Annotated in this window: 18 protein-coding genes and 1 pseudogene; 5 read left to right on the forward strand and 14 right to left on the reverse strand. The window is 60.1% G+C overall.

All coding sequences use genetic code 11. From position 1 onward, the window contains the following. Window positions 1–8 precede the first annotated feature (8 nt). From AC5J09_RS00910 to AC5J09_RS00920, 3 genes are all read right to left on the reverse strand, one after another. The gene (locus tag AC5J09_RS00910; RefSeq protein ID WP_494296596.1) at window positions 9–983 is read right to left on the reverse strand and encodes an ABC transporter permease; all 975 of its coding nucleotides are present in this window, start codon (window positions 981–983) and stop codon (window positions 9–11) included. A 6-nt stretch (window positions 984–989) separates the two neighbouring features. After that, complete coding sequence (locus tag AC5J09_RS00915; RefSeq protein ID WP_494296597.1) at window positions 990–2,591, reverse strand: ABC transporter substrate-binding protein; 1,602 nt, start codon at window positions 2,589–2,591, stop codon at window positions 990–992. 136 nt (window positions 2,592–2,727) lie between these two features. Continuing rightward, the gene (locus AC5J09_RS00920) at window positions 2,728–3,297 is read right to left on the reverse strand and encodes a hypothetical protein (RefSeq protein WP_494296598.1); all 570 of its coding nucleotides are present in this window, start codon (window positions 3,295–3,297) and stop codon (window positions 2,728–2,730) included. A gap of 138 nt (window positions 3,298–3,435) precedes the next feature. Here AC5J09_RS00920 and AC5J09_RS00925 point away from each other — a divergent pair, with 138 nt between their 5' ends. Further along, entirely contained in the window at window positions 3,436–3,654 is a 219-nt protein-coding gene (locus AC5J09_RS00925; RefSeq protein ID WP_102765011.1) for a helix-turn-helix transcriptional regulator, read from the forward strand. Between the two features lie 542 nt (window positions 3,655–4,196). Here the strand turns inward: AC5J09_RS00925 and AC5J09_RS00930 are convergent. Beyond that, window positions 4,197–5,519: an NAD(P)/FAD-dependent oxidoreductase gene (locus AC5J09_RS00930; protein ID WP_494296599.1), complete on the reverse strand. Its 1,323-nt coding sequence runs from the start codon at window positions 5,517–5,519 to the stop codon at window positions 4,197–4,199. Window positions 5,520–5,923: 404 nt separating this feature from the next. On the opposite strand from AC5J09_RS00930, the gene AC5J09_RS00935 reads away from it, so the two are divergent. Further along, complete coding sequence (locus tag AC5J09_RS00935; protein ID WP_324765127.1) at window positions 5,924–6,628, forward strand: aspartate/glutamate racemase family protein; 705 nt, start codon at window positions 5,924–5,926, stop codon at window positions 6,626–6,628. 321 nt (window positions 6,629–6,949) lie between these two features. Here AC5J09_RS00935 and AC5J09_RS00940 read toward each other — a convergent pair. The 3 genes and pseudogenes from AC5J09_RS00940 to AC5J09_RS00950 form a co-directional block, all read right to left on the reverse strand. Continuing rightward, window positions 6,950–7,176 (reverse strand): annotated as a pseudogene (locus AC5J09_RS00940) (integrase); the annotation flags it as partial. Between the two features lie 167 nt (window positions 7,177–7,343). Further along, on the reverse strand, window positions 7,344–7,817 hold the full coding sequence (locus AC5J09_RS00945; RefSeq protein ID WP_494296600.1) for a methyltransferase family protein: 474 nt from the start codon (window positions 7,815–7,817) through the stop codon (window positions 7,344–7,346). Window positions 7,818–7,838: 21 nt separating this feature from the next. Then, the gene (locus AC5J09_RS00950; protein ID WP_275598408.1) at window positions 7,839–8,732 is read right to left on the reverse strand and encodes an NAD(P)/FAD-dependent oxidoreductase; all 894 of its coding nucleotides are present in this window, start codon (window positions 8,730–8,732) and stop codon (window positions 7,839–7,841) included. A 173-nt stretch (window positions 8,733–8,905) separates the two neighbouring features. On the opposite strand from AC5J09_RS00950, the gene AC5J09_RS00955 reads away from it, so the two are divergent. Next, on the forward strand, window positions 8,906–9,553 hold the full coding sequence (locus AC5J09_RS00955; RefSeq protein ID WP_494296601.1) for a TetR/AcrR family transcriptional regulator: 648 nt from the start codon (window positions 8,906–8,908) through the stop codon (window positions 9,551–9,553). A gap of 246 nt (window positions 9,554–9,799) precedes the next feature. Here AC5J09_RS00955 and AC5J09_RS00960 read toward each other — a convergent pair whose 3' ends face one another. Continuing rightward, window positions 9,800–11,128, reverse strand: coding sequence for a hypothetical protein (locus tag AC5J09_RS00960; protein ID WP_494296602.1), 1,329 nt, complete (start codon window positions 11,126–11,128; stop codon window positions 9,800–9,802). Window positions 11,129–11,884: 756 nt separating this feature from the next. Further along, entirely contained in the window at window positions 11,885–12,799 is a 915-nt protein-coding gene (locus AC5J09_RS00965; RefSeq protein WP_494296603.1) for a LysR family transcriptional regulator, read from the reverse strand. 162 nt (window positions 12,800–12,961) lie between these two features. Between AC5J09_RS00965 and AC5J09_RS00970 the strand changes: the two genes are divergently transcribed. Beyond that, a complete protein-coding gene (locus AC5J09_RS00970) occupies window positions 12,962–14,641 on the forward strand; it encodes a GMC family oxidoreductase (protein WP_494296604.1) in 1,680 nt (559 codons plus the stop codon). Window positions 14,642–14,673: 32 nt separating this feature from the next. Beyond that, on the forward strand, window positions 14,674–17,178 hold the full coding sequence (locus AC5J09_RS00975) for a CoA transferase (RefSeq protein WP_494296605.1): 2,505 nt from the start codon (window positions 14,674–14,676) through the stop codon (window positions 17,176–17,178). Window positions 17,179–17,570: 392 nt separating this feature from the next. Here AC5J09_RS00975 and AC5J09_RS00980 read toward each other — a convergent pair whose 3' ends face one another. Genes AC5J09_RS00980 through AC5J09_RS01000 form a run of 5 tightly spaced genes read right to left on the reverse strand, consistent with a single transcriptional unit; the run spans window position 17,571 to window position 22,189 of the window. Then, window positions 17,571–18,437 (reverse strand): D-amino-acid transaminase, encoded by an 867-nt coding sequence (locus AC5J09_RS00980; RefSeq protein WP_494296606.1) that lies wholly within the window; start codon window positions 18,435–18,437, stop codon window positions 17,571–17,573. A gap of 37 nt (window positions 18,438–18,474) precedes the next feature. Next, window positions 18,475–19,392, reverse strand: a complete 918-nt coding sequence (locus tag AC5J09_RS00985; RefSeq protein WP_494296607.1) for a serine hydrolase — start codon at window positions 19,390–19,392, stop codon at window positions 18,475–18,477. 23 nt (window positions 19,393–19,415) lie between these two features. After that, window positions 19,416–20,381: an ABC transporter ATP-binding protein gene (locus AC5J09_RS00990; RefSeq protein ID WP_494296608.1), complete on the reverse strand. Its 966-nt coding sequence runs from the start codon at window positions 20,379–20,381 to the stop codon at window positions 19,416–19,418. Beyond that, complete coding sequence (locus AC5J09_RS00995; RefSeq protein WP_494296609.1) at window positions 20,368–21,363, reverse strand: ABC transporter ATP-binding protein; 996 nt, start codon at window positions 21,361–21,363, stop codon at window positions 20,368–20,370. Before AC5J09_RS00995 ends, AC5J09_RS00990 begins: the two co-directional genes overlap by 14 nt. Window positions 21,364–21,367: 4 nt before the next feature. Further along, window positions 21,368–22,189, reverse strand: coding sequence for an ABC transporter permease (locus AC5J09_RS01000; RefSeq protein WP_494296610.1), 822 nt, complete (start codon window positions 22,187–22,189; stop codon window positions 21,368–21,370). Window position 22,190: the final 1 nt, after the last annotated feature.

Raw genomic sequence — 22,190 nt, forward strand, 5'->3', positions numbered from 1 at the left:
ACCTTTCACTAAGACAGGCGCACGCGCGGATCGAGCACGGCATAGAAGAGGTCGACCAGGGCATTCAGCGCGACGAACGCGACCGAGATGAAGGTCAGTGTTGCCATCACCACCGGGCGGTCGAGGAGCTGAATGGAGTCGATCAAGAGCTTGCCGACGCCAGGCCACGAGAAGATCGACTCCACCACCACAGCAAAGGCGAGCATGCCGCCGAACTGCAGGCCGATGATCGTCACGATCGGGACGCTGATGTTCGGGAGGGTATGCCGGAACAGAATTCTCTGCGGCGAAAGCCCTTTGGCGCGGCAAAACCGCGTGTAGTCCAGGCTTTCGACTTCAATCGTTCCCGATCGTGAAAGACGGGCGATGAGAGCGATGTTCGGTATCGCCAGCGCCAATGCGGGAAGCACGAGGTGCCACAGTCCGTCGCCGGTGAAGACACTCCATTCCTGCCCCAGGAAGCTTGCGGTCGAGCCTCTGCCACCGGATGGGAACCAGCCTGTCAGGATGGCGCCGACGAGGATCAGCATCATCGCCAACCAGAAGGAGGGGATGCTCAGCGCCGACACGCTCGCCTTCAGGAGGGTCCGATCGAACAGGGTTCCGCTGCGTCGGCCGGCAACGAGGCCGAGCCCCGTTCCAAGCGGTGCCGCTATGAGCATGGCGACAGATGCGAGTTCCAGCGTCGCCGGCAACTTGGCTATCACCAGCTCGAAGGCCGGCAGATGATAGATGTAGGAGGTGCCGAAGTTTCCGCTGACGACATTGTCGATAAAGACGAGATATTGCCTCCAGATCGGCTGATCCAGTCCGAGCGCGATTGTCGCCTGCCGAATATCTTCTGGCGTGGCGGTTTCGATGTTGACGACGTTGAAGACCGGATTGCCGACGCTGTGGATGCCGATAAATCCGATCAACGACATGACGATGAGGAGCAGGAAGGCTTGCGACAGCCTTCCCAATGCAACTGAAATCATGCCCATGATCGATTACTCCGCTGCCGCAAGCGTCTGCATCGCGGTCGTCCAGCCGCGGGGATGCATCACATAGGAGCCGACCCGCGGACCGTAACCGACGATGTGATGGAAATGGTAGAGCGGTATGATCGGCTGGTCGGCCATAACGAGCTCCGTGGCTTGCGCCAGCGCTTGGTTCCGCTCCGGCCCCACCTCAATGGTCTCCGCCTTTGCGAGCATCGCGTCGAAGGCAACGTTTTGATAGTTCCCGAAGTTCAGGGCACCGGTTCCGCGCTCGCGGTTCGGCGATGCCAGCAGGGTATGGAGGATGATATCGACCGCTTCGCCGGACGTGCCGCCGTACCAGGCGGCGTAGTCGCCGGCCGCACGTTTGGTATTGAAGACCGAGAACGGAGCGGCTGATGGCTGGGCGTTTACGCCGATACGGGCCCAGCTTTGGGCAATCGCTTGAAGGCTCTCGGCGTCACCGGGGTAACGTCCGGCAGGCCCTGCGAGAACAAGGTTAAAACCGTCCCGGAAGCCGGCCTTCGCAAGAAGGGATTTTGCCTCTTCATAGTTGGGCGTCCCTGGCACCAAATTTGCCGAGGTGCCCGGCAGGCCATTCGGAAAGACCTGAGCCGCAGCCGTGCCATAGCCCGCGAGGATCTTGTCGACCAAAATGCCCCGGTCCGTCGCCATCGCAAGCGCACGGCGAACCAGAGGGTTCTTGAATGGATTGGCGATTGGTTCGCCCGACTTTCCCGTCACGCCCGGAAGTGTCTCTCGCGATACGTCGAATTGCACGAAGTTGACGCGCGCGGCACCCACGTTTGCAATCCTGGCGCCGCGCTGCTTCAACGAGGCTACGTCGCGTGCCGGAATGGCATCCGCCACATCAATCTCACCGGTGCTGAGCGCCGCAACGCGGGCGGCCGGGCTCTCGATGACCCGGAACATCACATCGCGCCAGGCGGGCTTGCCGCCCCAGTAGTCGTCGTTCCGAACAAGCCTCAGGCTCTCGCCGGAACGCCAGCTTTCGAACCGGTAGGGACCGGTACCGACGGGAGAGTGGCCGGCGTTGAGATCCTCCGTTGTCTCGAACCCCTCAGAGGGTCGGTTCATCACAAAAATGGAGGAGAAGAAGAGTGGCAGATTGGGGACCGGCCCATTGGTCTCGATGAGGACGGTGAGGGGATCGGAGGCCGAGACCGACTTGATGCCGCTCACATAGGAGCGAAAGCCGCCGCTAGGCGGTTTGAGGAAGTCACGGATGCGCTCGATCGTGTAGACGACATCGTCCGCCCCGAACTTTGAGCCGTCATGAAAGCGGACGTTATCGCGGAGCTTAAACTCCCATTGCGTGTCGGACAGCGGCCGCCAGGAGGTGGCAAGGCCAGGCTTCAGCTCGAGATTCTCGTCCTGATAGACCAGCCGCTCGTAGATGTGGGAGAGCAGCGAGGTGTTCTCGTTGAGATTGGCATAGTGCGGATCGAGCGTCATCAGCTTGTAGGACGTGGCGATCCGAAGCTCCCCGGTTTCCTGTGCCTGCGCCGACGTCGACGGAGCACTCCCGAGGAAGACTGAGATCAGAAGCGCGGAAAGCAGGCGTGGACGAAATTGGCTTCCCAGTTTCATTTGAAGTTCCTTGTTTTTCGTTTTTGGAAGAGTCGGAATGCCGCGTTGGGGCAGGCTCTAACGCGTGATTTCCAGGGCGAAATGCTCGCAAAGAGCGCGGTGCGAATGTCTTGTTAGCTCGCCCGCGAGCCCGGGATCACGCGTGTGGTTGGACCATCCCCGGAGACTCGGGTTGGAATTCGGGCGCCGACAGGCGATTACGTGCGCTCGCAACAGAGGCGATATCGATCTTCAGGAGGTCGGCAATGACGGAGCGGATTTGCGGCCAGGGATCTTCTTCGCTTGTGGGGGAGGGTTGCCACTTGGTGATGGCAGCGTGGAGCTTTGCCGTTGCCCCCGTAATCGATTGCGCCGGTGTTCTCCACAGGGCTTCCGCCGCCTCGTCCTCCGCGACGGATGCACGATCTTCAGCTTCGAGGGCATCGTCGTAGGCTCGCGAACCTGCAGCTTGCTCAAGCGGCGGTAAAACAGCCGAAAAGAGCGCTCTTTCGAGCTGCTGCTGGCGCAAACTCGATTCGCTCAAATGCTGCCAAGCTTTGCACCATTGCTGCCAGACCGCGAGCGCGGGATCGTCGTTCCACGCATGCGAAGGCAGGGGCTTCGTCGTGGCAAGCGCTGGACATGTGGGTAAAGACGAGGCCACGAAGGAATGGAAGTCTCCCCGGGTGACCGCAGACAAAGTTCTGCTATTGTCGGAATCAGCCATGATCCGAGCTCCTTACAGCTTGGGTTGTGGTCAGATCGAGCAGGTGTTCCCGCACCTGTTCGATCGTCGCCGATAACTTTTCCTACAAAATGTAGGAAGTCAATCAGAAAGTTTGCCTTGAGTAACGATCTTCTTACGATGGAGCAGTGCCGTGGGGCGAGAGCTATGTTGGGTTGGAGCCAAGCAGAGTTGGCCAAAGCAGCCAGCGTGTCTCGCCAGACCATTGCGGATTTTGAACGGGGAGCTCACGTTCCGATCATCAACAATCTTGCAAGCATCGTCGCGGCCTTCGCCAAGGCAGGAATTGAGTTCATCCCGGAAAATGGTGGCGGCGTGGGTGTTCGTTTCAAGAAGTAGCCGCCCGCTGGGCTATCCATGGTCCAAAGGGGTCACCGCTCTTCGAAATCCGACCACGTCGGCAGCAAGCTAAGGTCCCTTGATCAGCCAATTGACTCCTGCGCTACCGGTTCTCCTTACCCCCCGCCGGGCACAACTGGTGCCGTGCACAACGCTTGTCATAAATACCCCGTCTGTGAAGGACGAACGCTCGGACGGCAGGCCTCGCGAGGGGAGGTCCTTTTTCTATTGGAACAAGATCGAGAGCTGCATGTGTCGGCTGCGGCTCGGAGCCAACTAGTGGTGAAAAACTGGCGCTTAGGACCGGCACAGACTCCCGCTTTGGGTGGACAACGGAATTAGGCGCCCAAAGCGCTGAATGGCGGCGTTTGCAGACAAGAGCCGTCATTGCGCACTACCGGTTCACGGTGTTCCAGGCAGGAGATGAGTTCAGGCTATCGATACGCCTACCAGCCCGCCGCCGATGACGATTACGTCGTAATCCATTCCGCTAGCTAACCTCGGCGCGTATCCCACGGCCTTCTCCGGATCTGGCCTCGCGATCAGATTGCGCCGACCTTGACTTTCGAACCATCAAGGAGGCGCGACAGGCGAAAGGGGGTGGGGTCAACACAGGGTGTATCATTGGCAACCAGGTCGGCCGCCAGGCGTCCGATACCCGGTCCAAGGCCGAAGCCGTGGCCGGATCCGCCCGCGGCCAGGTAAAGCCCCTTCACACCATCGGCCGGCGAGATGACCGGCACCGCGTCCGGCGTGAAATCCACGTAGGCCCCCCAGCTGTCGGCGACTTCGACTCCCGCCAACGCAGGAAACTGCTCGGTTACCCGTTTCAAAATAGCCGCGAGAGTGCGGCGGCTCGGCGGCGGGTCGAGAACGCGCATCCGCTCGAAGGCCGACGGTTTACTCTTGTTCAAGGTACCGAATGCCTCTGGACCATGGAGGAAGGATTTGCCGATGCCGAACTGCACCGCTTTCAGACGCTTCATGAACATCGGCATGAACCAGCGGGCGTAGCGAATGCCTTGTGGGGTGATATCGAGCATCGCCCTGCCGCTGATCGCAAGCGTGTAGCTGCCATCCAACCGGCGGGTCAACGCACACTCCGGCGTATAGATCGCCTCACCCAGATTCGCTGTTGGCCGCGTACGGAGCGCTGTCTGGCGCACGCTCGCCTGCGGAAACAGAACTCCGTGCTGGCGACAAAACATGGACGTCCAGGCACCGCCGGCGCAGAGAACGGCTTGTGTCCGGATGAGCCCCTTTTCGGTGATCACCCCCGCCACCGCTCCATTTACCAGATCAAGGCCCCGGGCAGCGCACTCCTGGTGGATCGTCGCCCCAAATTTGCGAGCGCCGTTCGCGATCGTCGGCGCGGCGATAGCAGGCTCGCCCTTGCCGTCATCAATCGAATGCACTCCGCCCAGCCATCGGCGGCCGTTCGCGGGAATCGTGGCAGCCGCGTCTTTGGCGCTCAGCATCTTCGTATTGACATTGAACTGCCGGGCCGTATCACGCCATGCTTCCCATTCCGCCAGTTGCCGGGGATTGTCCGTAGCGTAAAGCAGACCGCATCGACGGAAGCCGACGTCCTCTCCGATTTTGGACTCAAACTCACCCCATAGCCGCAGGGCGACACCCGATAGCGGCAGCTCGCGCTCATCCCGGTTCTGTTGGCGGCACCATCCCCAGTTGCGGCTCGACTGCTCGCAGCCGACATGGCCCTTTTCGACCAGAGCTACGGACAGTCCCCGCTCGGCGAGAAAGAAAGCTGCCGTTGCACCAATAATGCCGCCGCCGATGACGACGACATCCGCCTTGGCGGGAAGCTCTTGATCGCTTTGTATGCGCTTGACGATTGGAGACATGGAGGCTGACCTGGAATTATTTGGCGGCTGATCTATCGGCACTATTTTCTGCCCCTTCGACAGCGCACTCCCTCGCCGATGAAATTCCCCGACGGGCAGGGGGAGACTGTCTCAAAGCTTGTCGTCGCGCGTCCTCGAAGTGAGCTCATAAGAGGCTACCGGAGGAAGGCGAGCAGCATGCATCGACTGGAGATAGAGGGACGGCCGAAAATTCTGTTTTCAGGCGACACGACGGTCAAATCTGCGGCCGTCGCGCGGGTAAGCTACAGAGCATCGTCAGACGACAGTGGTTTTGAATCGACTTCCGGTCGAGCACGACAGATGCCGCGCTCGGGTTCATGTCGCCCCCGCTGCTGCAGGCTCGAATTGAAGAGCGTGCACAATCAAGAACAGAGATGTAGGCCATGACTACAGGCACTCACGAGTCCCCTGCGCTTGCCATGATCCATACGGTCCCCGGGATCATCCCCGCGTTCAACGAACTCGTTGGTCGCCATCTGCCCGGTTGGCGCCCGTTCAACATGCTGGATGAGAGCCTGCTGGGGAACACGGTCCGTGAGGGCACGCTGTCACGTCAGACCATGCGGCGGCTCGCGACACACATTTGGTCGGCGGTGGACGCGGGGGCTTCGGCGGTCCTCGTCACCTGTTCCTCGCTCGGCCCTGCAGTGGATGCGGCAGTGCCACTCTGCCCCGTCCCCCTCTTCCGTATAGATGATGGGATGGCGATTGAGGCGATCCAACGCGGGGACCGAATTGGCGTCCTTGCAACTCTGCCTACAACAATGAACCCTACAACCCGCCTAATTGAACGCCATGCTCAAAGAATGGGTCATGACGTTTCCGTTACCGGTCGTCTTTGTGAAGGAGCCTTTGAAAAATTACGAAACGGGGACAGGGCGGCGCATGATGCGATGATACGCGAAGGCCTCGAGTCCCTTGTCGGCAGTGTCGACGTGGTTGTTCTTGCTCAAGCATCAATGGCAAATGCTCTAAATGAGATGAGCGAGACATCGGTGCCGGTACTTACCAGCCCTGAACTTGGTGTCCTGCACATGTCCTCCGCATTGAAGGGGCGCTCTCGCGTTCAGGAAAGTGATGAAAGTTAGGCAGCGTCTGCCGGCTTTCAGCAGTCTCGGGCAGTCTCGAAGCCGCCCGATCCGATCGCGCAGTTGGTACCAAAGAAGGCATCAGGCATCGCGGCTCGGCTGACAGAGGCCGTTTGCTGCAAGCCGCCCTCGGGTGTGTTCGCGGCGGAGTAAGGAAAAGAAGTGCTTTTGGGAGTGATCGCCGACGATTTTACCGGCGCAAGCGATATTGCAAACACTATTGCAAAGGGCATGGCCCCTCACGGAGGATTGCGCACTGCGCAGTTTCTCGGCGTACCGAAAACCGCTGCATCTGCCGACGTCGAGGCCGGTGTGATCGGGGCCCGTGACGAGAGTACCGATTTTCAGTTTTACCAGATCGCAGCCGCGAAGCTTGCTGTCGATGGCAAGATCGAAAAGCGCACGATCTCTCATCCTTCCTTCTCGGTCGAGGAAGAAGCGGATTGCCCAGATCTGGCGCTGCTTCAGGGGCTTCTTGAGGCCAACTTGCTTGCCTGCGTTCCAGCCGGTCGACCCAGTGCGGCAGGATCATATTGTGAGATACCCATTTCAGTTCTCCTATGGCCACCATTGGCCGGAGGGAGAACGCGCACCTTCTGGTTCTATGACGCGGCCGGTGCCGGTCTGTCCGCTCTTGGTTACCGCTTCTCGAAAGCAGACATCGGCGTGCGGTGCGTCGACGGCTCATTTGTGGCGGCAAGCGGTGACCGAATAGTCAGAGCCAGCGGCGCACCTCGGCCTTGTAGCGGCGGTAGTCGTCGCCGAACTTCGCTTCGAGATAGCGCTCCTCGCGGGCAATCACCTGCGTCTGGATCGCGATCAGCACCAACGGGAGCAAGGCGAAGGCGATCGGCCCGTCGAAGCCGATCGCAAGCCCGGCATAGATAAGCGCCATGCCGAGATACATCGGATTGCGGGTCCATCGATAAGGACCGGTTGTTGCGATGAGGGTCGTTGGCTGCGACGGCGGAACGTTGGTGCCCAGCCGCCGGAACAGCCCCGCCGCCGCAAGCATCATCGTCGCGCCGGCAACGAACAGAAGCGCGCCCGTCGCGACAAGCAACCGCCAGTCGATGCCGAACGAGCGCAGGGTGACGAACCGCTCCGCCGCCAGCCCCAACAGCAGCGCTCCCAGATAGACGAAGGGCGGAGGGAAGCGCACACCCGCGCTGTCCGGTTCGACGGCCATACTCATCTCCAATCTGTGATCTCAAACCAGCATCGACTGCTGGGCGGAGATACCCGCCGTCGCGCCCTGCGATATTGCCGTGGTGACCGAGGCCATGGCTGGGTTTGCAAGATCGCCGGCGGCATAGATGCCGGGTATGCTGGTTTCGCGACGCTCGTCGACCTTGAGGGCGATGCCAAAGGGTGTATTGACCGTGGCGAGGCCCAGTGATTCATACAGGCTTGCGGACGGCTTGTTGCGCGGATGCGCGAACAAGATATCGACTGCGACATCGGGGGCGGTATCGAGCTTGACGGTGGCACTATGGCCCCTGTGACGGGCGATTTCGGTGATCCGGCCATCAACGACAGGTATGTGGCGGCTCGCCAGATCGGCCCGGATATCGGGTGCAATGTCGTGACCATCTGCGAAGACCGTCAACGTGTCGGTCCAATCCTGGTACAGCCTGACATAATTGTGCGACGGCGGGCCGGACCAGACAAGGCCCCAATGCTGAGTGGCGACTTCAAAGCCATCGCAATAGGGGCAGGGCACGATGGATGTACCCCAGCTTTCGGCAAAGCCTGGAACAGCAGGCATCTGGTCGACGACGCCATAGCTCAGGATCAGGCGGCGCGCCCCAAGGCTTTCGCCATCGCCAGTGAGGACGGAGAAATTGTCGATGGTGCCGGAGACGCTGTCGGCCCGGGCATTGACCAGCCTGATCGTGGGATAACGCGTCAGCTGCTGCCGCGCCTCGGCCAGGATGTCCAGCGGTGGCTTGTGATCGTGGCCGAGCAGACCATGCGAGTGGCCGGCGAAGCGGTTGCGCGGCAGGCCGGTATCGAGAACGGTGACCTTGCGGCGGGCACGGCCGAGCTGCAGGGCGGCGGCGAGGCCGGCAAAGCTGCCGCCGATGATGATGACGTTATCCATAGTGATGCGCTCCGTTTTAAGGGTGGAGGGGCTGGGCTGTCCTTGGCGCGAAAGCGGCCGCGGGAAACTTAATTTGGAGGACAGGGCAAAATCCAACCTTTGGCTTGCCTATTTCTGATACTACATGGTATCGTAATTCACGAATAACGATACTGTCAAGGACTGGAATTGTCGTGACCGAAAATAATCGGGGCCGGCGCGGCCGGCCCGCCAACGAGGCGCTTGGCCAAACAATTGTGGACGCAGCGGGCGAACTCTTTGCTGAACTGGGTTTTCAAGGGACGACATTGGACAAGGTCGCCCAGCGGGCAAAGATATCCAAGCTCAGTATCTACAGGCACTTCGAGAACAAAGAGGCGCTGTTCGGCGCGGCCTTCACGGCCCGCTGCCAGCAGTTTGTACCAGAGACCCTTTTTGAAGGTGTCGACGGTTCGGCCGAAGATCAGCTCATGGCTGTGGGATCATCGCTGCTCCGCACGCTGTTGCGCCCGGACATCCGCAGTGTCGAAGCCATGGTCATGGCCGACACGCCGAATCAAAAGTCCTTGAGTAAGGTGCATTACGAAGCCGGCCCCGCCCATGTCATCGCCCAAATCGAGGCCCTGTTGCGCCAGTTGGACGCGAAGGCGGCTTTGAACGTGCCCGATCCTCTCCGGTCCGCCCGCTTGTTTGCCGCACTTTTCAAAGGCTCCGATCTCCTGATTATCGCTCGCTTCGATCAGGCGAGAGCAGAGGACGATAACGAGATCGAATCCTATTGCCGGTCGGCCGTCGCCATGTTCATCGCCGCGCACGGTGGCAGCGACCACGCGGGCGGATAGCCTAGACGAGGCCGCGAAGGAGTACTTGATAGTTTGGATGCCCGCATTGACATCAACGCCTTGGGCGGTGTTCCAGGACCTGTGACAGGCGGCGTAACCTCTACCACCCCATTCGAGGCCTTAGTGCCGGCTTAGCAGACCGTCAGCTTTCGGAAAGCTGCAACGGTGGTCTGAATGGCGGAAATGGGGCCCATTGAGGACACCTGTATCTCGGCATGTCTCTCGAGCATTCGTCTTGATGACCGGCTATCTGATGTTGTTGCTGATCGATCTGTAGCAGGCATCAGCCCCACCGACGTCTACCTTGCTTACGACCTTCCATGTCTGTCGATCGTAGTCGAAGAACTCGATGACGCATCGGTTCGTGCTATATTCAAGCCATTGGGCGGCGAGCAGTCGGCTGTCCACTTGGAACTGCAAGTCAAGGTACATATTTTCCTCGCCACCGCGGGGAAACCTAGCCGGGCGACCCGTCTGATTGTCGGCGACGACGACGCCTGAGCAACCGGTTCCGCAGCCAAACTGGATCACAGAATAGTGTCCAGCAAAGTTCGGTCCCTGTTTCATGCCGTCCCGAATGCGGGTCCGGAAAGAGTTGAAATCGCGGTCGCGCTTTTTGAAGTCAGGCAGGACGGTCTTCCCCCTCATCCGGGCGCGGCTCGGATAATCGGCCGGCTTGGGTTGCCGGACGCTCGCTACCTGTTCTGTGGCCGGAGCGGCAACATTGCTTTTCGACGAGCGACTGTCACAGAGGTGCCATTCCACCTGATAGCCGTACTCACCTTCTCGGCCGTAGCACCAGCCGACGCTCTCAAGCTTTGCACCAATCGTCTCGCGTCGATCACATGCTGCCAACGTCTCAGCGGAGTTTCCGCTGCTACCACGGCAATGGAGGTTCTCCTGATGCCACTGCGAGAGAAGTCGAACGGGCTGAGAAACTCCTTTATCCGTCTCTATAACTTTCCCCGTTTCCGAGACGATTGTTTCGTTGCTCGGGTTCCAGACGAGCGAGAATTCGGCGGAACCGGACGAGACGCGATCACCGACATCGCGTTTGGCATACCAATCGACAACCCCGTCAACACGACACGTGGTTGCACAAGAAACACGCTCCGAACCAGGCTTGACGCTGTAGGCTCTCGTCGGCCAACGCATCGCGAATCTTCGCTTCTCGTCAATGACGCCAGCCTTTGGTGTCGCTTTGCCGTAGAACTCGACAACATCTCCGTAAGCTCTGTCCATGAATTGCAGGGCAGACTCATTCTCCATCGACCAGGCATCGTGGTACGCTGTCATAAATGCAAGAGCCTTCTGCTCAGTGGTCGCGGGAACGGGAACCATCTCCGCGCTTTTTGCACCGGTGCTTTCTCCCGTAGCTGGAATGTCCGTAGGTGCGGCCTTGCTCGTCGCGATCTGGTTCGGCAGATTGCTAATGTCACCCGAAGTCACACGATATGAACGCATCTCGCTTGCCGTGAGATAGCGCATGTCGTCACTTGGGACAGAAAGACTTAGCTGGAGCAGCTTGGGATCGACGTCCATCTCGATCAGGTAGGTCATGATCTCGGCGGTCATGGATTGGACCGCCGTAACAGCCGTATGGCTGTCAAGATTGGTATCAGATGAGAAAGACGATTGGTGCACGCCAATCGATCCCGGTTCTGCCTGTCTGATGACTCCGCCAACGAACGCTAGGGTGCAGGCCGAGGCACATTCAGTGGCGCGGAGCTGAACTGTAGTGAGGCCAAGGGAGCGTATCGTTCTGCCGAACGCCATAGCGGACACTACATTGCCGCCCCCGCTTTTAAAAGTCAGAACCTTCGCGCCGCTCGCGGCGACCTCGCGGGCAAGAGCTTGGGGATCATCCGAGTGCGTGAACTCCCCCTGAAGCAAGAGTATCGGCGGGGCATTATCAATAGGAATGCGCTGCACCGTTATGTCGGCATGGGCTGCCGCACAACTCAAAAGGTCTGCCAACAAGGCCACTAGTGCGACACGACGCAAGATCACGGTGAAAATACCCCAACCAATTTACCATCTACACTAGCGTTTCGGTTGCGGGACGCAATACTGGGACATGTTCGAGAATTACGCGCCAAACTGAATCGACGCTTGCAGTTTTTGAGACGGAGCTTTTCGTGGGAAGAATGGTTTTGCTCACCGATGGCAATCCAAAGGTCACCAACGCCGGTAGGGCGCATCGTAGCGGCTCGAGTAGAGACGGAGGTGACGGACACTAGAGAGTAGTCCGCTACCAGCCCAAAGCGGACGAATCCTACTTGCGGTTAGAGGGTCGCGGACAGCCGCGGCGCTTGCAAGATTTTCACTGACTCATAAAATCTCCTGATGGGAATTTTCGGTTCCCGTAGCGAGGCTGGTCAAGAGTCCGATGCCGATCGTGGACCTGAAGAAGTCATGGGTTCCGACAAGATAATATCCCCTGTCCGATGTCATCGGCTCGTCGTCGAGAGCGACAAGAAGGCCATTGGTCAACAGGGCTTCGACCACCCCTTTCCACCCCAGAGAAATTCCGTGCCCCATCAAGGTTTCGTTTATTGCGATACCGTGATTTGTGACTTCTATACCGCCGTCGATGCGCCGTGCGTTCGGCGCGCGTCCGGCCTTCCAATCCTGCCAGGTGAACCAGCGTTGGTCGCGGTCTTCAAGATGGATGAGAGGTCCGGTTTCCAGGATCGTTTCCCGTGACTGGCCTTCAAATCGGGCGGCTATCGATGGCGATGCGATCGGGACGACAACTTCGGGCATCAGGAAATGGCTTTCAAATCCCTCCCAGGTTCCGTCCCCGAACAGGATCGCACAGTCGATACTGTCAAATGGAATGTCCTGATCGCGTTCCGATGTCACCACTCTGACAGCGAGATCGGGTTCGGCCTGCTTCAGGGTTGAGAGCTTCGGCATAAGCCAGAACATGGCGATGCCAGGATATGTCGCCAAGGTCAGGCCCGGTTCGCGCGCGCGCAGCCTGAACGCTTTTGTCGTCTGAGCGATGTCGGCGAGCGCGCCGGAAATCCGTTGGTGATAGGCTATCGCTTCCGGGGTTGGAACAGTCGGGCCGCCGCCCATCCGGTGGAAGAGCCGCAAACCGATGTCGTCTTCAAGAGCCTGTATCTGATGACTGACCGCCGGCTGACCGACATTCAATTCCCGTGCGGCCTTGGTGAAACTGCCCAAGCGAATGCAGGCCTCGAAGACACGCAGGGCTTTCAGGGGTGGGAGGTCGCGCATCGGCTTTCTCGTTTCGTTCAGTTCACCCAAACATTATCAGGCCCATCGAAAAAAGTAATGAGAGCATGAAACTTTCCGGGCTTTCGGCGATCGTTCATGCGAATTACGGTTGCTGCCCCGAGGAGATCGTTTCCGTTGAAACGATAAGCAGGAAGACCGAGCATGCCTGATGACACTTTCGATTATATCGTCATTGGTGCGGGAACCGCCGGCTGTCTGCTGGCCAACCGCCTGAGCCGGGACCCTGCAACCCGTGTTCTTCTGCTTGAAGCAGGCAAAAAAGACAACTACCCTTGGATTTACATCCCCGTCGGATATCTCTATTGTATCGGCAATCCTCGTACCGACTGGCTTTATAAGACTGAAGCTGATCCAGGCCTCAATGGGCGGTCCCTGCGCTATCCACGCGGCAAGTCGCTCGGCGGCTGCTCATCAATTAACGGCATGATCTACATGCGTGGACAGGCACGCGACTACGACGCCTGGGCGACTTCGACCGGCGATAGCAGCTGGTCCTGGGCCAATGTGCTGGCCGATTTCAAGGCGCATGAAGACCACTACCGGATGGATGGCGGCGAAGACCCCAAGACGGGTGACAACGCCCGCTTTTCCGACATGCACGGCCATGGCGGCGAATGGCGTATCGAAAAGCAGCGCCTGCGATGGGACATTCTTGAAGCTTTCGCCGATGCTGCTGTCGAGGCTGGTGTGCCGAAAAAGGACGATTTCAACAGCGGCGATAACGAGGGGGTCGGCTATTTCGAGGTGAACCAGCGCTCAGGCTGGCGGTGGAACGCGTCCAAGGCATTTCTGCGCCCGGCGCGGGGCCGCAAAAACCTTGTAATCCTGACCGAAGCCCATGTCGAACGCCTCAACGTTGGCAACGGGTTGAATGGAAGGAAAACCTGCAGGGGTGTTGTTGTCCATAAAGGTGGACGACGCGTTGAATTCATCGCGCGGCGCGAAGTCATTCTTTCGGCCGGAGCGATCGGCTCGCCACAGATACTCCAGCTTTCCGGTATCGGTAGCGGAGACTTGCTGCGCAAACATGGCATTGATGTCGCCGTCGATCTTCCAGGCGTTGGCGAGAACCTGCAGGACCATCTGCAAATCCGCGCGGTCTACAAGCTCAAGGGCGCGCGCACGCTCAACACGCTCGCCAACACCCTGTTCGGCAAGGCGATGATCGGGCTGGAATATGCGTTGAAACGCACTGGGCCGATGAGCATGTCGCCGTCGCAACTCGGAGCGTTTACCCGGTCAGACCGGTCTCAGCCGCACGCCAATCTCGAATACCATGTCCAGCCGCTCAGCCTCGACGCCTTCGGCGAACCACTACATTCGTTTCCGGCCCTGACAGTCAGTGTCTGCAACCTAAACCCGACCAGCCGCGGAAGCGTTCGCATCCGGTCGAACCGGATGGAAGACGCGCCGATGATCGCGCCCAACTATCTGGCGACACAGGAAGACCGTCAGGTCGCGGCTGATAGTCTCCGCCAGGTCCGCAGGATCGCAAGCCAGCCAGCGCTCAGGAAGTATGAGCCGGAGGAATGGAAACCCGGACCCCAGTTCGAGACGGACGCGGAACTGGTCAAGCTTGCCGGCGACATCGCCAACACGATCTTTCATCCGGCAGGCACCGCCAAGATGGGCACGTCGACTGATCCCATGGCCGTTGTCGACAGCCGCCTTCGCGTAAAAGGCATCAACGGATTACGTGTGGTTGATGCCAGCGTCATGCCGACCATCGTCAGCGGCAACACCAATTCGCCCACGCTGATGATCGCTGAAAAGGCAGCCCGGATGATCCGGGAAGATGCCCGGTCCATCAACGCGGCCTGAACTACCCCACTCCATATTTCGAGAGAATAATGATGAAGCGTGAAGCCCTTCCATTTTATGGCGTAAAGGTTGTGGATTTCGGCCAGTATATCGCAGGTCCGGCCGTCGCGATGATCCTCGGCGATCTCGGGGCGACTGTCGTCCATATCGATCCGCCATCGGGGCCGTTGTGGGACAGCCCTGCCAACGCCACGCTCAACCGCAACAAGCTGATCGTCACGCTCGACCTGAAATCCGGTGAAGGACGCGCGCAGGCGCTGTCCCTCATTGCCGAGGCCGATATCGTCATCGAGAATTTCCGTCCGGGCGTGATGCAACGTCTCGGCATCGATTTCGCCGAACTCCGGGCCGGGAGACCGGAACTCATCACGGTCTCGATGCCGGGGTTTGCGTCGAACGACGAACTGCGCCGCGACTTGCGCGCCTTCGAATCCGTTGTCGCCGCTTCGTCCGGTGTTTTCACCGATATGGGGCTTAACCGCGTCCTCATGGGTGTGAACCCGTCGTTTTCGCCGCTTCCACTCGCGTCGTCTTACGGCACCATGCTCGCCGTGTCAGCGACTGCAATGGCATTGCAGGCACGGCAGAAGACCGGGCGCGGCGATCATATCGAAGTTCCGCTCGCCTGCGCCGTGATGGAAGGCTTAAGCTACAACTCGATCAAGATTGATGACTATCCGGTGCGTTACAAGACCCTGCGCGAGCGGGAGATCGAGCGGCGGCGCAATGAAGACCTGCCGATGGACGTGTCCTACGAGGATCTGCAGGCATTTCTCGACCCGTTCTATCGCAGCTATACCTGCAAGGACGGCCGCAGTTTCTATGTTGTCTGCCCGAGCCACAAGCAGCACGCCAAGCGTTGTCTGCAGACACTCGGCATCTATGATGACCTGATTGCCGAGGGCCTGCGGGAAGAGCCGGACACCTATCTTCCGGCTTCTGAATGGACTTCAGACGTGTCACTCGGGGTCTATCCGCTGCCGAAATTCTGGGCTGACAAGATTTCGGAGCGGATGAAGGCGGTCTTCCTTACCCGCACGGCCAAGGAGTGGGAACGAATCTTCGGCAAGGGGCAATTTCCGGGGGCACCGCATCGCTGGCTTCAGGAGTGGATCAGCGACGACCACGCGGAATGCGCGGGCTTGATGATCGAAGTCGACGATCCTGTCTTTGGTCGCATGATCCAGCCCGGCCCGATTGCTTGGCTTGAGGAAAGCGGCGAAGCCATGCTGTCACCGTCGCCGCGCCGGAATGTGGAGTTCGACGAAGCCATCTCGACTTTGAAGGCTATCCACACATTGCTGCCGAAACGTGCGGAACCATCGCAGGGCAAGTCCGGTTGGTTGGACGGCATCAAGGTGCTAGACCTCTGCAATGTCATCGCCGGACCCCACTCGGTGTCCTATCTCTCCCGTTTCGGTGCGGATGTGATCAAGATCGATCCGGCGACGCCGTTCTTCGACTGCTGGAACACGGTGATCTTCGGCATGACGCATATGCGCGGCAAGAAATCCGTGCTGCTCGATATCGGCTCGCCGGACGGTCGAACGATTTTCGAAGACCTCGTGCGCTCCGTCGATGTCGTGGTCTGGAACGCCACGGATCGCCAGGTCAAATCCAAGGGCCTCGATGCCGAAGGCCTGCGCAAACTCAACCCCGACGCCATCTTTTGCCAGCTCGATTGCTTCGGCGGCGTTCGCACGGGGCCGCGCACCAACTACCTCGGTTACGACGATCTCGTACAGGCGGCGACGGGAATCATGCTTCGCTTCGGCGGATCGATGACGACGCCGGAAGAACATGCGCATGTCGGTACGATCGACGTGATGTGCGGCTTCGGGGCCGCTCTTGGTATTGCTGCGGCACTGTACCAGAAGCAGATCAACGGCGAGGTCGGTCGTGCCCGAACATCGCTGTCGGCATTGAGTGGCCTGGCCCAGATGCCCTTCTGCTTCGACTATCTCGGCCGGGCACCGTTTGACGAACCCTCCGGGCCGGCGGCTCGCGGATATGACGCCCTTCACCGCCTCTACAAGGCGCAGGATCGCTGGATTGTTCTGGCTGCGTCCGAGCGCGACCTGCCTCGCTTCCGCCTGGTCGAGTCGCTCGAGACCTTCGAGACTGTGCCGGAGGGCGAACGCGTCGACGTTCTGCAAGCCGTCATCGCGGCCGCGCCTGCTGCCACGTGGATTGAACGATTCCGGCAGGCGGATATCGGCGCGTCGATCTGCGAGAACATCGACGCAATCCGATCCTCCACTGCCAGGGCTGCCGACGGCACAGCCGGCACGGATCGCGGCAGCTACTCGTTCTCGATCTACGCCGACCATCCGAGCGGACATGTGGTCACGCATCTCGATCCCTACGCAGTTCGCCCCTTCACTGGTGAAATCTACGCCCGGCCGCCCGCCGAGAAATATGGCGCATCGACCCGAAAAGTCATCCGATCGTTGGGATATTCCGAGGCAGAGATCGAGGAATTGACTGCGAGCGGAACGATCAGCGAAACCTGGAGCCGGGAGTACTTGCCAAGTTAGGCTCCTCTGGTCTGCTTTATGGCGCACAGGCGACGTGACATCGCCGCGAGCGATGTCTGCTTTCAAGTGCGCGCCGCGCCGGTTTCTATGACTGAGATGGGCGCGTTGCAGACGAAAAAGCGACCGTATATTGCATGTCCGGTTTCAGCCAGAGCGGTACGGGTAAGCTGACGTTTGCGAAGTCCCGCTTCTGACCACATAAAAATGCGCAGCAAAACACCTGCGGCTTCGGGAGGCGTATTGCCTTGCGAAGAAGCTAGGCGATAGGCCGTTTCACGATCTGCATGAGGTTTCCCCAGCAGACGCTGCAAGGTTCGGAAGGTGCCGGAAAGCTGGAGAAGAGTGCACCGTCAGGTTTTGCCTGTCTCCCGTGAGTCATCCACAATAGCTGATCAGACCGCGTTTCTACGGCATTCCTCGATATAGAGCTCGCGCAAACGCCTGCCGACCGGCCCGGGTGCACCGCTCCCGATCTTGCGCCCATCGATTTCTACGACGGGCATGACAAAGGTCGAGGCGCCCGTGACAAAGGCTTCGTCCGCATGCTGCGCTTCCTCTATCGAAAAATTCCGCTCAATGACGTTGATCTGTGCTTCCCGGGCATAATGTAGCAAGGTGGCGCGCGTGATGCCGTGCAGGATGTCGTTGGATAATGCGCGGGTGACGATCTGGCCGTTCTGGACGATATAGGCGTTGTTGGCCGTCCCCTCGGTGACGAAGCCATCCTGCACGAACCAGCCGTCATCGGCTCCCGCCTTCTTCGCCATCATTTTGGCCATGGAGGGATAGAGCAGTTGGACCGTCTTGATGTCGCGGCGGGACCAACGCAGGTCCGCGATCGAGATCACCTTGATGCCGGACGATGCCTTGGGTGCGTCCACGAGATTGGGGACGGATTGGGTAAAAAGAACGACCGTCGGCTGAACGTCATCGGTAGGGAAGATGAAATCGCGGTCGCCGGGATTCCCGCGGGAAATCTGCATATAAACCAGACCCTCGACGATTTCGTTCTGCCTCACCAGCTCACGGTGGATGGTCAGCAGCGAAGCCCGCAAAAACGGGTTTCGGATGACCAACTCCCCGAGCGAGCGCTCGAGCCGCGCGGCGTGTCCCTCGAAATCCACCAACTTGCCGTCGATGACCGATGTTACCTCGTAGACTGCATCGGCAAAAAGAAAGCCACGGTCGAAGATCGAAACCTTCGCCTCGGTTTCCGACAGATATTCTCCGTTTAGATAAACGATCCGGTCTCTATCCATTGCGGCGGTTCGCGATTGAGGCATGCAGACGGTTCTGTCAGGCAAGGAGGATGTCATAGAATACTTTACCTATTTCTGGCACGGCTTTCGGGTAAACTTCGCAGATCTGCTTTCCTTGGGTCATAAGGCAGATGATGATCGACGCGTTACCGGGCATGGCAATCCGAATGAGGTCGTGCTTGTAATAGGATGCGCGCGGATCGCCCGTCCAGGAATTCTGCCCCGCCTTGCTCCAGATGCGCGCCTCAGCCGGCGCCCCCGCTCCGAGAAAATCGGCAACTTGAAAACGCGGCTGCTTCGCCTCCGCGCTCTCGCGGTCGCGCAGCAGAATATCCTGCGCCCGGGTACGAGCTACATCGGACAGCGGAACCGTGCCGGCAAAGATCTCATGAAAGAGCCGCGCAGCGGCAAGCGGTGTCAGAACGTTGAGATACTCACCGGATCGCCCGGCATATTGGGCCTCCCGACCATAGCGAACGTCGTCCATGAGCTTCTGGCTGATGTTGCAGCCTTCGAACTCGGGCCAGCCCAGGTCGCGGAAGAAGCGGTTCAGCGCCTCGCGTTTATCGCGCCATGCGTCGAAGCCTTCACCCTCCAGGAGCGTGTCGCCGGTCGTGCCGGTGACCACGTCGATCACATAATTGGTGCCGGTATTGGTCGACCAGAGGATCATGTCCCGCATCGCACGGGACAGTTCCTCGTGGTCCTCGATGCGGCCGGCGTCGATGGCGCTCAGCACATGGACGAGGTGGAAGGCCTTGACCAGGCTGCACGGATAGCACCGCCAGTCACCGCGATAGCTGAAGCCGTCCGGTGCCTCGCCGAAACCGTTCTCCCGCAATGCGACGAAGCCGAAATTGTCGAGCGTCAGTCCCTGATCACTGAATTGCTCGAGAAGGCGGGCCTTGATGCTTTCGCAGCGACTGGTCCAGTCGGCGTTGGGTTTGAAGAACATGGAGTGGATCTTTCTGTAGGGGATTATGTCGGGGCGCGGGCGACTTTCCAGCAGCGGACGAAGCCACCCGTGTCGAGCGGCAGCTCCGGCTGAGGCGAGTGACAGGCGGCCTCGGCAAGCGGGCAGCGCGGGACGAAACGGCAGCCGGGCAGAACGGCAAAGGGATCGGGTATTTCGCCGGCAATCGGCTGCCGCAGCGACTGCGGCCTGCGAACGTCCGGCACCGAGGCAATCAGCGCCTGCGTATAGGGATGGAGTGGAGCGGCAAAGAGGCGGGTGCTCTCTTGCAATTCGACGATCTCACCGAGATACATCACCGCCACACGGTCGCAGAAATACCGAACGACATTCATGTCGTGCGAGATGAAGATGATGGTCAGTCCCTTTGCGCGATTGATCGCCTTTAGCAGAATGATGATCTGCGCCTGCACGGACGCGTCCAGCGCCGAAACCGGCTCGTCCGCCACGAGAACCTGCGGATTGGCGCACAGAGCACGCGCGATGGATACCCGCTGGCGCTGCCCGCCGGAGAGAGCGTGGGGGAATTTCAGCGCTGTCTCGGGAACCAGGCTCACATCATTCAGCACGCGCCGGACCGCGGAGCGCCGATCGGCGCGCGACAGGCTGGGCCTGTAATGGGCCACCACCTCTTCGAGCTGTGCCCCGATAGTTAGGCGTGGGTTCAGCGAGGAATAGGGGTCCTGGAACACCATTTGCAGGCGGCCGGCCCGATCCGGCCCGTCAAGCGGCTTGCCATCGAAGACGACGCGTCCGCCATTGCTGGGCTGGAGCCCGACGCCGATCCGCGCGAGGGTACTCTTGCCGCAACCGGATTCGCCGACGATGCCGAGGATTTCCCCCTGCTGCACCGACAGATCGACGCCGCGCACCGCATGAAGATAGACCTGATCGCGGTTTGCGAGCACGTCCACAAGGCTGCGCTTCAGGGGAAAGCGACGCTCGACCTTCTTAAATTCAAGCAGCGACATCGGAAACCTCGCTAAGGATGCAGGCATCGAGATGATCTTCGGCGGCGCCGAGACGGGAGCGCAGCGCCGGCGCGGGGCCCGTCGTGCATTGCGGCCGTGCGAATGCGCAGCGCGCCGAGAACCGGCAGCCTGGCGGCGGGTCGATCAGGCTGGGCGGCGCTCCGTTGATCGGCACCAGTTCGCTGTCGCGACTGACATTTCCCGGAAGAGCCGCAAGCAGCGCCCGGGTATAGGGATGCGATGGCGCATCGAGGACCTCGCGGACCCCGCCGATCTCCACCATGCGGCCCGCATACATGACCGCCATCCGATCGCAGATCTGCGAGACCACGCCCAGGTCGTGGGTAATCAGGATGATCGAGGTGCCGAGACTGTCCCGTCGCTCCTTCAGCAGGCGCAGGATTTGATCCTGGACCGTCACGTCGAGGGCCGTCGTCGGCTCGTCGGCGATGATGAGGCGCGGGCGCAGCGCGAGCGCCATGGCGATGACGACGCGCTGCCGCAAACCGCCGGACAATTCGTGCGGATAGGACTCAAGTCTGCGCTCTGGAGAGGTGACGTGCACGTCGCGCAAGAGCTGCAAGGCTGCCTCACGCGCCTCGGCGCGGGATGCCTTGCGATGGCGGCGGATCACTTCGCTGATCTGCTTGCCGATCCGCATCGTCGGATTGAGCGCGGTTAACGGGTCCTGAAAGATGAACGCGACATCGCGTCCGCGGATCTGGGAAAGACCGCGCTCGTTCATGGCGGCAAGATCGCCCGCCCCTTCCAGCAGGATCCGGCCCCCGGCGACCCGGGCGGGCGCGCCTCCGAACAGGCGCAGGATGGACCGGCAGACGGCGGACTTCCCGCAGCCGGATTCCCCGACGATGCCGAAGATCTCGCCCGGCTGAACGTCAAAGCTGAAGCCATCGACCGCTCTTGCCGTCCCGGAAGGGCTCTGGAATTCGGTCACGAGGTTGCGAACGGACAAGAGGCTCATGGCGTCATCCCTTTGGCTTCAGCGCGGTCGCGAGGCCTTCGCCAAGTAGAGAGAAGGCAACCCCGACCCAGACGATGGCGAGGCCGGGAAATATGGTCATCCACGGCGCTTCCCGCATGTAGTCTATGCTCTCGACGATCAGCAGGCCCCATTCCGGCGCTGGCGGCTGCACGCCCAGTCCAAAGAAGGACATAGCCGCCACGGCCTGCACGGTCAGCACCACGTCCGACATGGAATAGACCAAAGCGGGGGTCAGGACGTTCGGCAGGACATGGCGCAGCATCACCTTGGGCTTGCTGAAGCGCAGCACACGCGTCGCCTCGATGAATTCCAGGCGGGAAACCAGCAGCGTCTCTCCGCGGACTATGCGGGCATAGCCGATCCAGTTCACAATGAAGAAGGCGATGTAGAGATTGGTCTCGCTTGCTCCCAGCACGCCGACGATGGCAAGGATGAGCACATAGAACGGGAATGCCCATACTATGTCCGTCAGCCGCATCAGAACCGCGTCGGCGGTCCCGCCGAAGAAGCCGGCGATTAGGCCGATCACCACGCCCATGACCATTGGTCCGAACACGCAGATCAGCGCTAGTCGCAGGTCGAAGACCGCGCCCGCGAGAACACGTGTGAAGATGTCACGGCCAAAATTGTCGGTGCCGAACCAGTGCGCGCCGGAGGGCGGCTGCATCGCGCCGCCGAAATCCAGCGCAAAGGGATCGTAAGGCGACAGGATCGGGGTCAGGAGCGTCGCTGCGACCGTGACCGCCAACATGAGCAGGCCGGTCGCACCTGCGGGGGTGCGAAGCAATTTGCGGAGGAAGGCCATC

Source organism: Sinorhizobium sp., from assembly GCF_059070375.1.

What these genes read in the sequence shown, in the direction of transcription:
- AC5J09_RS00910 (WP_494296596.1), bottom strand. Translation starts at nt 983, where the DNA reads ATGGGCATGATTTCAGTTGCATTGGGAAGGCTGTCGCAAGCCTTCCTG.
- AC5J09_RS00915 (WP_494296597.1), bottom strand. Translation starts at nt 2,591, where the DNA reads ATGAAACTGGGAAGCCAATTTCGTCCACGCCTGCTTTCCGCGCTTCTG.
- AC5J09_RS00920 (WP_494296598.1), bottom strand. Translation starts at nt 3,297, where the DNA reads ATGGCTGATTCCGACAATAGCAGAACTTTGTCTGCGGTCACCCGGGGA.
- AC5J09_RS00925 (WP_102765011.1), top strand. Translation starts at nt 3,436, where the DNA reads ATGGAGCAGTGCCGTGGGGCGAGAGCTATGTTGGGTTGGAGCCAAGCA.
- AC5J09_RS00930 (WP_494296599.1), bottom strand. Translation starts at nt 5,519, where the DNA reads ATGTCTCCAATCGTCAAGCGCATACAAAGCGATCAAGAGCTTCCCGCC.
- AC5J09_RS00935 (WP_324765127.1), top strand. Translation starts at nt 5,924, where the DNA reads ATGACTACAGGCACTCACGAGTCCCCTGCGCTTGCCATGATCCATACG.
- AC5J09_RS00945 (WP_494296600.1), bottom strand. Translation starts at nt 7,817, where the DNA reads ATGGCCGTCGAACCGGACAGCGCGGGTGTGCGCTTCCCTCCGCCCTTC.
- AC5J09_RS00950 (WP_275598408.1), bottom strand. Translation starts at nt 8,732, where the DNA reads ATGGATAACGTCATCATCATCGGCGGCAGCTTTGCCGGCCTCGCCGCC.
- AC5J09_RS00960 (WP_494296602.1), bottom strand. Translation starts at nt 11,128, where the DNA reads ATGACCGCCGAGATCATGACCTACCTGATCGAGATGGACGTCGATCCC.
- AC5J09_RS00965 (WP_494296603.1), bottom strand. Translation starts at nt 12,799, where the DNA reads ATGCGCGACCTCCCACCCCTGAAAGCCCTGCGTGTCTTCGAGGCCTGC.
- AC5J09_RS00970 (WP_494296604.1), top strand. Translation starts at nt 12,962, where the DNA reads ATGCCTGATGACACTTTCGATTATATCGTCATTGGTGCGGGAACCGCC.
- AC5J09_RS00975 (WP_494296605.1), top strand. Translation starts at nt 14,674, where the DNA reads ATGAAGCGTGAAGCCCTTCCATTTTATGGCGTAAAGGTTGTGGATTTC.
- AC5J09_RS00980 (WP_494296606.1), bottom strand. Translation starts at nt 18,437, where the DNA reads ATGGATAGAGACCGGATCGTTTATCTAAACGGAGAATATCTGTCGGAA.
- AC5J09_RS00985 (WP_494296607.1), bottom strand. Translation starts at nt 19,392, where the DNA reads ATGTTCTTCAAACCCAACGCCGACTGGACCAGTCGCTGCGAAAGCATC.
- AC5J09_RS00990 (WP_494296608.1), bottom strand. Translation starts at nt 20,381, where the DNA reads ATGTCGCTGCTTGAATTTAAGAAGGTCGAGCGTCGCTTTCCCCTGAAG.
- AC5J09_RS00995 (WP_494296609.1), bottom strand. Translation starts at nt 21,363, where the DNA reads ATGAGCCTCTTGTCCGTTCGCAACCTCGTGACCGAATTCCAGAGCCCT.
- AC5J09_RS01000 (WP_494296610.1), bottom strand. Translation starts at nt 22,189, where the DNA reads ATGGCCTTCCTCCGCAAATTGCTTCGCACCCCCGCAGGTGCGACCGGC.